Source organism: Variovorax sp. OK605 (genome assembly GCF_900115445.1).
GTDB lineage: Bacteria > Pseudomonadota > Gammaproteobacteria > Burkholderiales > Burkholderiaceae_C > Variovorax.
Map to the genome: position 1 here is coordinate 210,859 of NZ_FOWL01000001.1, position 10,737 is coordinate 221,595.

At 70.5% G+C, this 10,737-nt stretch carries 7 protein-coding genes; 5 read left to right on the top strand and 2 right to left on the bottom strand.

Annotated features, from left to right (window positions below; all coding sequences use genetic code 11):
- Positions 1–18: 18 nt before the first annotated feature.
- Together BM013_RS00985 and BM013_RS00990 are read right to left on the bottom strand one after the other, a co-directional pair.
- Positions 19–996: a tripartite tricarboxylate transporter substrate binding protein gene (locus tag BM013_RS00985; RefSeq protein ID WP_093121698.1), complete on the bottom strand. Its 978-nt coding sequence runs from the start codon at positions 994–996 to the stop codon at positions 19–21.
- Positions 997–1,070: 74 nt separating this feature from the next.
- Positions 1,071–2,312: a pyridoxal-phosphate-dependent aminotransferase family protein gene (locus BM013_RS00990; protein ID WP_093121700.1), complete on the bottom strand. Its 1,242-nt coding sequence runs from the start codon at positions 2,310–2,312 to the stop codon at positions 1,071–1,073.
- A 122-nt stretch (positions 2,313–2,434) separates the two neighbouring features.
- Here BM013_RS00990 and BM013_RS00995 point away from each other — a divergent pair, with 122 nt between their 5' ends.
- From BM013_RS00995 to BM013_RS01015, 5 genes are all read left to right on the top strand, one after another.
- Entirely contained in the window at positions 2,435–3,127 is a 693-nt protein-coding gene (locus BM013_RS00995; RefSeq protein ID WP_093121703.1) for a GntR family transcriptional regulator, read from the top strand.
- 41 nt (positions 3,128–3,168) lie between these two features.
- Positions 3,169–6,243, top strand: a complete 3,075-nt coding sequence (locus BM013_RS01000) for an FAD-binding and (Fe-S)-binding domain-containing protein (protein ID WP_093121705.1) — start codon at positions 3,169–3,171, stop codon at positions 6,241–6,243.
- Positions 6,244–6,332: 89 nt separating this feature from the next.
- Positions 6,333–7,553 carry a YbfB/YjiJ family MFS transporter gene (locus BM013_RS01005; RefSeq protein ID WP_093121707.1) on the top strand — a complete coding sequence of 407 codons (1,221 nt, stop codon included), beginning with the start codon at positions 6,333–6,335 and terminating at the stop codon, positions 7,551–7,553.
- Positions 7,550–8,086: a methylated-DNA--[protein]-cysteine S-methyltransferase gene (locus tag BM013_RS01010; RefSeq protein ID WP_093121710.1), complete on the top strand. Its 537-nt coding sequence runs from the start codon at positions 7,550–7,552 to the stop codon at positions 8,084–8,086. Before BM013_RS01005 ends, BM013_RS01010 begins: the two co-directional genes overlap by 4 nt.
- A gap of 252 nt (positions 8,087–8,338) precedes the next feature.
- Positions 8,339–10,737: ESPR-type extended signal peptide-containing protein (locus BM013_RS01015; RefSeq protein ID WP_256221342.1), on the top strand; the 2,399-nt coding region annotated here is incomplete at its 3' end.

Consider the following 10,737-nt stretch of genomic DNA (forward strand, 5'->3'; position numbering starts at 1 on the left):
GATTCTGTCAGTTGCGGCCTAGGTTTCCACGTGCACGTTGCCGTCCTTCACCACCTTCGCCCACTTCGCGATCTCGGTGCTGATGAACTGTTTGAACTTGTCCTGCGAGCCGCCGCCGTCTTCCGCGCCGTAGGTGTCCAGCCGCTCCTGCACGTCGGGCATGGCCAGCACGGTGTTCACGTCGCGGTTCACCTTCTGCGCGATCGACGCCGGCAGCTTGCCCGGGCCCGCAAGGCCGTACCACGTGGTCGCCTCGAAACCCTGGAAGCCTTGCTCCTGCATGGTGGGCACGTTCGGGTGGCCCTTGGCGCGCTTGGTGCGCGTTTGCGCAACCGCGATCACGCGGCCGTTCTTCACGTGCGGCGTGGCCGCCGTCATGGTCTCGAAGCTGTACTGGATCTGCCCGCCCATCAGGTCCGCCAGCAGCGGGCCGCTGCCCTTGTACGGCACGTGCAATGCATCGACACCGCCCTGCAGCTTGAACATTTCCAGTGCCAGGTGCTGCGCCGAGCCCGCGCCGGCCGAGCCGAAGCTCACCGTGCCCGGCGTGGCCTTGCACGTGGCCACGATGTCCTTCACCGTGAGTGCCTTCTGCCCCGGGTTGGCGATCAGCAGGTTGGGCGTGACGCCCACCAGCACGATCGGCACGAAGTCGCGCTCCACGTTGTAGCGCAGCTTGGGCTGCAGGCTGGGCGCGAGCGCGTGGCTGTTGATGTGGGCCATGAGCAGCGTGCTGCCGTCGGCGGGCTGCTGCGCCACGTAGTCGGCCGCGAGCACGCCGGCCACGCCGCCCTTGTTCTCCACGATGACCTGCTGGCCCCACATGATCGTGAGCTTCTGCGCGACCACGCGCGCCAGCGCATCGGTGCCGCCGCCCGGCGGAAACCCGACCACGATGCGCACCGGCCCCGAAGGCCACTCCTGCGCGAACAGCCGGGGCACGCCCAGCGTGGCGGCCGCGGCGCCAGCGGCCTGGATCAGGGAACGTCTTTGCATCTTCTTTGTCTCCGTTGTGGGTTGGAATCCGATGCGCGCCGGGGCGCTGCGTGGCTATGCGTGCCTGGACGCGGTCATGCGGCCTTCTGCAGCGCGGCCGGTGCCGAGTGGCTGGCGAAGTGGTCCATGGCCGCGTGCACGCCGCTGCCGGCCAGCTTGATGCCGGAAAGCTTCATGCCCATCTCGACGCCCGCGACCATGGCCACCAGCGTCAGGTCGTTGCTGTCGCCCAGGTGGCCCATGCGGAACATGCGGCCCTTGAGCTTGCCCAGGCCGGTGCCCAGCGAAAGGTCGAAGCGCTGGTGGATGAGCCGGCGCAGCGCGTCGGCATCGACGCCTTCGGGCGTGATGACGCCGGTGAGCACCGGCGAGTACACGGCCGGGTCGGCGCACTGAATGGGCAGGCCCCAGGCATTGACCGCCGCGCGCACGCCCGCGCCCCAGCGCTGGTGGCGCGCGAACACGTTGTCCAGCCCTTCGCCGAGCAGCATGTCCAGCGCCTCGGAAAGGCCGTACAGCAGGTTGGTGTTGGGCGTGTAGGGCCAGTAGCCGTCCTTGTTCATCTCGACGATCTCGTCCCAGGCCCAGAAGGCGCGCGGCAGCCTGGCGTGCTTTGCGGCTTCGAGCGCGCGCGGCGAGAGTGCGTTGAAGCTGATGCCCGGCGGCAGCATCAGGCCCTTCTGCGAACCGCTGACGGTCACGTCCACGCCCCATTCGTCGTGCCGGAAATCCGCGCTCGCCAGGCCCGAGATGCTGTCGACCATCAGCAGCGCGGGGTGGCCCGCCGCGTCGATGGCCTTGCGCACCGAGGCGATGTCGGAGGTGACGCCGGTGGAGGTCTCGTTGTGCACCACGCACACGGCCTTGATCTTCTTTTCGGTGTCCTTGCGCAGGCGAGCCTCGATGAGCTCGGCCTGCACGCCGCGGCGCCAGCTGGGCGCGTTGGGCAGTTGCGCGTCGGCGCCCGACCACGCCAGGAACTCGGTCGAGACGCCCAGGCGCGTGGCCATCTTCTGCCACAGCGAGGCGAAGTGGCCGGTCTCGTACATCAGCACGTGATCGCCCGGGCTCAGCGTGTTGGCGAGTGCGGCCTCCCAGGCGCCGGTGCCGGACGCGGGGTAGATCGCGACCGGGTGCTTCGTCTTGAAGATCTGCTGGATGCCGCCCAGCACCTTCAGGCCCAGCGTGCCGAATTCGGGCCCGCGGTGGTCGATGGTGGGCAGGCTCATGGCCCGCAAGATGCGGTCGGGCACCGGGCTCGGGCCGGGAATCTGGAGGAAGTGGCGACCGGTGGGGTGGATGTCGAGTTGCAGCATGGACTGTCCTTTCGCTTTTTAGTTTTGCATTCAAAATGCATTTTTGTTTGATGGTTTACCCTGATCTACTTGGGTTGTGAGCCCGAATTTTTGCATTCAAAATGCAAACAAGGGAACGCACCATGACCGCAGAAATCATCGAAATCTCCAGGCTCGCGCTGCACGACCAGGTGGCGTCGCGCTTGCGCACCATGCTGGTCGAAGGGCGCATCGCGCCCGGCGCCAAGCTCAACGAGCGCGAGCTGTGCCTGCAGCTCAACGTGTCGCGCACGCCGCTGCGCGAGGCCATCAAGCTGCTCGCGGCCGAAGGGCTGGTCGACCTGCTGCCCAACCGCGGCGCGGTGGCCGTGAAGCTCACCGAGGCCGACGTGCTCAACACCTTCGAGGTGCTGGCCATGCTCGAGGGCATGTCGGGCGAGCTGGCGGCCAAGCGCATCACCGAAGAGGAACTGGCCGAGGTGCGCGCGCTGCACTACGAAATGCTGGCCTGCTTCTCGCGGCGCGACCTGTCGGGCTACTACCGCCTGAACGCGCGCATCCACACCGCCATCAACGACGCGGCGGCCAACCCGGTGCTGTCGAACACCTACCGCTCCATCAACGCCCGCGTGCAGTCGCTGCGCTTTCGCACCAACCAGAACGAGGCGAAGTGGAAGCACGCGGTGGACGAGCACGAACAGATGATCGACGCGCTCGCCAGGCGCGACGCCGCCGCCATGCGCAAGGTGCTGGTGGCGCACGTGCTGCGCAAGCGCGACACCGTGCTGGAGCTGTTGCGCGCCGGCGAGATCTATCCCGCCACGAAGACAAGCTGACCCGCGCCGAGCTTCCTCCCCCAAAAAACCAAAGCCCCACCATGCGCATCGATCCCGCCAGCCACATGCAGCCAGCCGGAACCGTTCTTCCGCCCAACGACACCTGCGAGCTGCTCGCGCGCCGCCTGCGCGCCGACACGCAGGGCGAGGTGCTGTTCGACGACGGTTCGCGCGGGCGCTACGCCACCGACGCGTCGATCTACCAGATCACGCCGGTCGGCGCCTTCGTGCCGACCAGCGAGCGCGACATTGCCACCGCCATCGACATCGCCCGCGACCTGAAGGTGCCGGTGCTCGCGCGCGGCGGGGGCACCAGCCAGTGCGGGCAGACCACGGGCGCGGCGCTGGTGATCGACAACAGCAAGCATTTCCGCCGCGTGCTCGACGTGAACGTGGAAGAGGGCACCGCCACCGTCGAGCCCGGCCTGGTGCTCGACCACCTCAACGCGCAGCTCAAGCCGCACGGCCTGTGGTACCCGGTGGACGTGTCGACCAGCGCGCAGGCCACGCTGGGTGGCATGGCGGGCAACAACTCGTGCGGCTCGCGCTCCATTGCCTACGGCAACATGGTGCACAACGTGCTGGGCGCGAGCGCGTGGCTGTCCAACGGCGAACTGGTCGACTTCGGCCCGGTCGGCACGCTGGGCGTGCGCGCCGCGGGCATTGCGCAATTCGTGCGCGGCCTCGCGCGGCAGCACCGCGAGCAGATGGCCGAGCACTGGCCCAAGGTGATGCGCCGCGTGGCGGGCTACAACCTGGACATCTTCGACAACCAGAGCGAGCGTCCCTACACGGCCGACGGCTCGGTGAACCTGGCGCACCTGCTCATCGGGTCCGAAGGCACGCTGGCCTACACCAGGAGCCTGACGCTGAAGCTCGCGCCGCTGCCGCGCGCGAAGGTGCTGGGCATCGTCAACTTTCCGACCTTCCATGCGGCCATGGACGCCGCGCAGCACATCGTGAAGCTGGGGCCGACCGCGGTGGAACTGGTCGACCGCACCATGATCGAGCTGAGCCTGGCCAACCCGGCCTTCAGGCCCACGGTGGAAACGGCGCTCATCGGCAAGCCGGCGGCCATCCTGCTGGTGGAGTTCTCGGGCGCGGACAGGGCCTCGCTGTTGCCGCAGCTCAAGCAGCTCGTCGAGCTGATGGGCGACCTGGGCCTGCCAGGCAGCGTGGTCGAGATGCCCGACGACGCGCGCCAGAAGAACCTGTGGGAGGTGCGCAAGGCGGGCCTCAACATCATGATGAGCCTCAAGGGCGACGGCAAGCCGGTGAGCTTCATCGAAGACTGCGCGGTGCCGCTCGAACACCTGGCCGAGTACACCGACGCGCTCACCGAAGTGTTCGCCCGGCACGGCAGCCGCGGCACCTGGTACGCGCATGCCTCGGTGGGCACGCTGCACGTGCGGCCGATCCTGGACATGCGCGTGGACGGCTCGGCCAAGATGCGCGCCATCGCGGAAGAGGCCAGCGCGCTGGTGCGCAAGTACAAGGGTGCGTTCAGCGGCGAGCACGGCGACGGGCTGTGCCGCGGCGAGTGGATCGAATGGCAGTTCGGCCCGGCCATCAACGAGGCCTTTCGCTCGATCAAGCGCAAGCTCGACCCGATCGGCCTGTTCAACCCCGGCAAGATCATCGACCCGCCGCGCATGGACGACGGCGCGCTGTTCCGCTTCGCGCCGCCCACCGCGCCCAAGCCGTACCGCCGCATCGAACTCAAGCCCGTGCTCGACTGGTCGGGCTGGAACGTCAACGCCGACCCCGTGACCGAGGTGACCACCGCCCCCGGCACCGGCGGCGACAGCACCGGCGGCCTGGGCAAGGCCGTGGAGATGTGCAACAACAACGGCCACTGCAGAAAGTTCGACGCCGGCACCATGTGCCCCAGCTACCGCGTGACGCGCGACGAGCAGCACCTGACGCGCGGGCGCGCCAACACGCTGCGCCTGGCGCTGTCGGGCCAACTCGGCCCCGACGCCTTCACCAGCGAGGCCATGCACGACACCATGGACCTGTGCGTCGGCTGCAAGGGCTGCAAGCGCGACTGCCCCACGGGCGTGGACATGGCGAAGATGAAGGTCGAGTTTCTCGACCACTACAAGAAGCGCCACGGCCATACGCTCAAGGACAGGCTGGTGGCCAACCTGCCCGACTACGCGCACAAGGCCAGCCGCATGCCGTGGCTGCTGAACCTGCGCAACAGCGTGCCCGGCGCCGCGTGGCTCGGCGAGAAGCTGCTGGGCTTTTCCGCGAAGCGCTCGCTGCCCGAGTGGCGCAGCGACACCTTCTGGCGCGCCAAGGCCGACGAGCCGGGCCTGTTCGTCGAGCGCGACGTGGCGCTGTCGATCGCGCGGCGCGGCGGCAAGGCGGCGGTGCTGTTCGTCGACACCTTCAACGGCACCTTCGAGAGCGAGAACGCCTTTGCGGCCGCGCGCGTGCTGCAGGCGGCGGGCTATGTGCTGCACACGGTGGAAAAGCGCGGCGGGCACCACTGCTGCGGCCGCACCTTCCTGGCCAGCGGCATGGTCGACGAGGCGAAGAAGAAGGCCGAGGCGCTGATCGACGCGCTGGTGCCGCTGGCGCGCGCCGGCGTGCCCATCGTCGGGCTGGAGCCGTCCTGCCTGCTCACGCTGCGCGACGAAACACTGGTGATGGGCTTCGGCGAAAAGGCCGAGATGGTGGCCAGGCACGCGCTGCTGTTCGAGGAGTTCATTGCGCGCGAAGTCAAGCAGGGCCGCTTCGAGATCGCGTTGAAGCCGGCCGAGGCGCCCATCCTGCTGCACGGCCATTGCCATCAGAAGGCCTTCGGCGCGGTGAGCCCGGTGATGGAAGTGCTCAAGCTGATTCCGGGCGCGCAGCCCGAACTCATCGAGAGCTCGTGCTGCGGCATGGCCGGCAGCTTCGGCTACGAGGCCAGCCACTACGAGGTGTCGATGCAGATGGCCGAGGCCAGCCTGCTGCCCGCCATCCGCAAGCAGCCGAACGCCATCGTGGTGGCCGACGGCACCAGCTGCCGCCACCAGATCGGCGACGGCGCGCAGCGCGAGGCGGTGCACGTGGCGGTGCTGCTGGAGCGGCACCTGCTGCACGTCGATCCGGCGGGCGAGGCTTGACGGGCGTCATGGCGGCACCGGGCAGGGGGCGGGCAGGAGCGGGCACGAACGGGCGGGCTGCCGCAGAATAGGCGCGCCACCCCGTTCCGATGTCGACCACGCTCACTTCCCCCGTTCCCTCGCAGCCCGTGCTGCGGCTGGCCTTCGCGCTCTCGATGGGCGCGGCCGTGTCGCTGGGCATCACGCGTTTCGCCTACGGTCTGCTGCTGCCGCCCATGCGCGCCGACCTGGGCTGGAGCTATGCGCTGGCCGGCGGCATGAACACCGCGAACGCGGTGGGCTACCTGATCGGCGCGCTCATCACGCCCGCGCTGATGCGGCGCTTCGGTGTCACGCGGCTGCTGGTGTGGGGCGCGGTGCTGGCCAGTGTCTTCATGGCCGGCAGCGGCTTCGTGACCGCCGCGCCGGCCTTGCTGCTGCAGCGGCTGCTGGCCGGCGTGGCCAGCGCCTGGGTGTTCGTGGCGGGCGGGCTGCTGGCCGCGCGGCTCGGCGAGGCGGGGTCTTCGCGCAGCGGCTTGCTGCTGGGCATCTACTACGGCGGCACGGGCTTCGGCATTGCGTTGTCCGCGCTGCTGGTGCCGCAGGTGCTGCGCGCGGCGGCCGATGTGCCGCACGGCTGGACCTGGGCCTGGTGGGCGCTGGCGGTCGCGAGCGCGGCGGCCACGTTCCTGCTGGCCTGGGCCGGGCGCGCGATGCCCGACCGGCCGGCGCATGCATCGCCGGCAGCGGCCAGCACCCACGCGCCGCCGGTCGCGCTGCGCCGCTTCGGCTGGGCGCTCGCGGGCTATGCGCTGTTCGGCATGGGCTACATCGGCTACATGACCTTCGTGATCGCGTTGCTGCGAGAGCAGGGCGCAAGCGCCGGCTTCGTCACGCTGTTCTATGCCTTGCTGGGCGTCGCCTGCGTGGCCTCGTCGCGCTTGTGGGCCGGGCTGCTCGACCGCTACCGCGGCGGGCAACCGCAGGCGCTGTTGAACGGCCTGCTCGGCGTGGCCACGCTGCTGCCGGTGCTGAGCCCTTCAGCGCCGGTGGCGCTGGTGTCGGGCGTGCTGTTCGGCGGGGTGTTCCTGTCGGTGGTGGCCTCGACCACCGCGCTGGTGCGCCACAACCTGCCGCCGGCGCGCTGGGTGCAGGGCATCAGCATGTTCACCATCGTCTTCGCGGCCGGGCAGATCGTCGGGCCGACCGTCACCGGCTGGATTTCCGACGGTGCCGGCGGCCTTGCGCGCGGCCTGGTGGCCTCGGCGATCGCGCTGTGGATGGGCGCGGTGCTGGCGTCGCGCCAGCATGCGTTGCAGGAGGCGCCATGACCGGCTTCGCCCTGTTCGAGACGGCCATCGGCATGTGTGCGCTGGCGTGGGGCCCGCAGGGCCTGGTCGGCGTGCAACTGCCCGCCGACGACGGCGAGCAGGCCACGCGGGCGCGCATGAAACGGCGCTTTCCGGCGCTGCACGAAGGCCCGCCCGACGAGACGGCGCAGCGCGCCATCATCGCCATTCAAGGCCTGCTGCAGGGCGTGCACGACGACCTGGGCCACATCGTGCTCGACATGCGCGGCGTGTCGGAGCTTCACCAGCGCATCTACGCCATCGCCCGGCGCATTCCGCCGGGGCAGACGCGCACCTACGGCGACATTGCCGAAGAGCTGGGCGACAAGGGCCTCGCGCGCACTGTGGGGCAGGCGATGGGACACAACCCCTTCGCGCCGGTGGTGCCGTGCCACCGCGTGCTGGCGGCGGGCAACAAGCCCGGCGGCTTCTCGGCCGGCGGCGGCGCGCTGACCAAGCTGCGCATGCTCGACATCGAGGACGCGCGGCCCAACGGGACGGCTTCGCTGTTCTGACGCGCGGGCCCCGGGCCCGGCCGCCCGTGCCGCCGCCTCCCTGCGGGCTTAGGCCGTAGGACATATGCACTCCGCGCGCTTCTTTTTTAGCCGGAACGGCTTACATTGCGCGGTCATGCAATCCAGGCCGGCGAACAAGGCTCGCCGCGACCCAGCCAAATCCGGCGGCCCACGGCCCGCCCGATCTTCAGGGGAGTCCAGCAAGCGCTGACGACAGCGCTGTGGTCGGTCCCGAGAGAAAGGGCGTGGCACATGAACAAGACATTTCGCAGCGCGTGGAATGCGTCGTTGGGGGCCTGGGTGGCCGTTCCCGAAACCAGCATGGCGCGCGGCAAGCCGAGCCGCACGGGCAAACGGCCACCGGTGGTATTCGCCCTGGCGGCCGCCGCGTTCATCGTGATGCAGGCCTGGCCGAGATCGGCGCTGGCGGACCTCATCCTGACGAGCTCCACCTGCACGACGGCGGCGTCCGGCACACCGGGCCGGGTGAATCCGGGCGCGACAACCGACGGGCCGGGCGGCGTCGGCTCACCCGCACAGGACGGCTCGGGCGCCTATTCGGTCATTGCCGGTTGCGGCGCGAGCGGCGGCGGTTTCAGCTCCGGCGTGGTGTACGGCACCTTCGCCAAGGCCACGGGCATCGGCGGCGCGGCCTTCGGCTTCCTCGCGACCGCGCAGCACTGGAGCGCGGCTTTCGGCCTGGAAGCGTCGGCGGGCGGCATCTCGAGCATTGCCATGGGCTTCGGCGCCAACGCCTCGGCGCTGAACGCCGTCGCCATCGGCGGTGCGGGCGGCGACGGCGTCACGCCGCTGAGCGTCGCCAACTCGACCACGGCCTCAGGCGCGGGGGCGATCGCCATCGGCAGCAATGCGACCAAGGGCGCGCAGGCCGCGGCCGCGGACAGCATCGCGCTGGGAGGCCAGTCTTCCGTGGCGGCAGGGGCCACCTCGGGCATTGCGGTCGGCCGTGGCGCGACGGTCGGAGGCGCCTTCGGCATTGCGCAGGGCGACGGTGTGGCGAGCGGCGCCACGGGGCAGAACGTGGCCATCGGTTCCGGCGGAACCACGGCCAACGGCGGCTCGGCGGCCGGCGGCGCCGTGGCCATCGGGCGCGGGCAGAAGGCCACCGGCGACGGTGCGGTCGCCATCGGCGACCCCGACACCGCCACCGGCACCGGTGCCGTGGCCCTGGGCAACAACAACAACGCCATCGGACAGGGCGCCGTCGCCATCGGCAACGCGAACAACGCCAACGGGCAGGCCGCGCTGGCCTTCGGCGACGGCTCCACGGCCAACGGCGCGCGCTCGATCGCGCTGGGCAGCGCCGCCAATGCCGCCTTCGGCAACGACATCGCCTTCGGCACCAACGCGCTCGCCATCGGCGATGCGAGCGGCACGGCGCCGTCGACGGCCTTCGGCACCAGCGCAAGAGCCACCGGCGGCGCCTCGACGGCCTTCGGCACCTTGACCAACGCCTCGGGCCAGACCTCGGCCGCCTTCGGCTACGCCGCCCTGGCCACCAAGCAGAACGGCGTGGCGATCGGCACCTCTTCGGAATCGCGCGGTGCCAGCAGCACCGCGCTGGGCGCGTTCGCGCAGGCGTACGGCGACAACGCCATCGCGCTCGGCGGCTCCTTTGCGTACAACACCAACGACATCGCGCTGGGCTCCAACGCCACGGCCGGCTCGGCCGGCTCCACGACGCCCACCCGCAACGTCGCGATCGGTTCGGGCGCGGCCGCCACCGGCGGCTTTTCCACCGCCATCGGCCGGACCGCGAACGCCAGCGCGCTCGGCGCCACGGCGCTGGGCAGCAACGCGAGCGGCGGCGCTGCGGCTGCGGCACCCGACGCCGTTGCCATCGGCGGCCAGTCGAGCGTGGCGGCCGGCGCCACGTCGGGCATTGCCGTGGGCCGCGGCGCCACTGTGAGCGGCGCGTTCGGCATTGCGCAGGGCGACGGCGTGGTCAGCGGCGCGACCGGGCGCAACGTGGCCATCGGCTCCGACGGCACCACGGCCAACGGCGGCACGGCGACGGGCGGCGCGGTCGCCATCGGGCGCAAGCAGACGGCGGTGGGCAATGGCGCGGTGGCCATCGGCGACCCCAACAGCGCCACCGGCACCGGCGCGGTGGCCGTGGGCGCGGACAACGTCGCGAACGGCGACGGCGCGGTGGCGCTGGGCAACCAGTCACAGGCCGTGGGCAGCAGCGCGGTGGCGCTGGGCAACACCGCCGCGGCGCTCGCGGCCAATGCCATCGCCATCGGTGCCAACGCCAATGCGCAGTACGCGAACAGCGTGGCCATCGGGTCGGGCTCGATCACGGGCGTCTCGGCCCCCACGGGCACGGGCTTCCTGACCGGCACGGCCGCCCCGGCCTCGGAAGTGTCGGTGGGGGCGCCCGGCGCGTTGCGCCGCGTCACCAACGTGGCCGACGGCTCGGCACCGCAGGATGCGGTGACGGTTGCGCAACTGAGCACCAGCGGCGCCAGCCTGTCGACAGCGATCAGCACGGTGTCGAGCGACGTGTCGAGCCTGTCGACGTCGACCTCGACCGGGTTGAGCACCGCGAGCAGCAGCATCGGCAGCCTGTCTACGGGGCTGAGCACGACGAACAGCAACGTGAGCAGCTTGTCGACCTCGACTTCGAC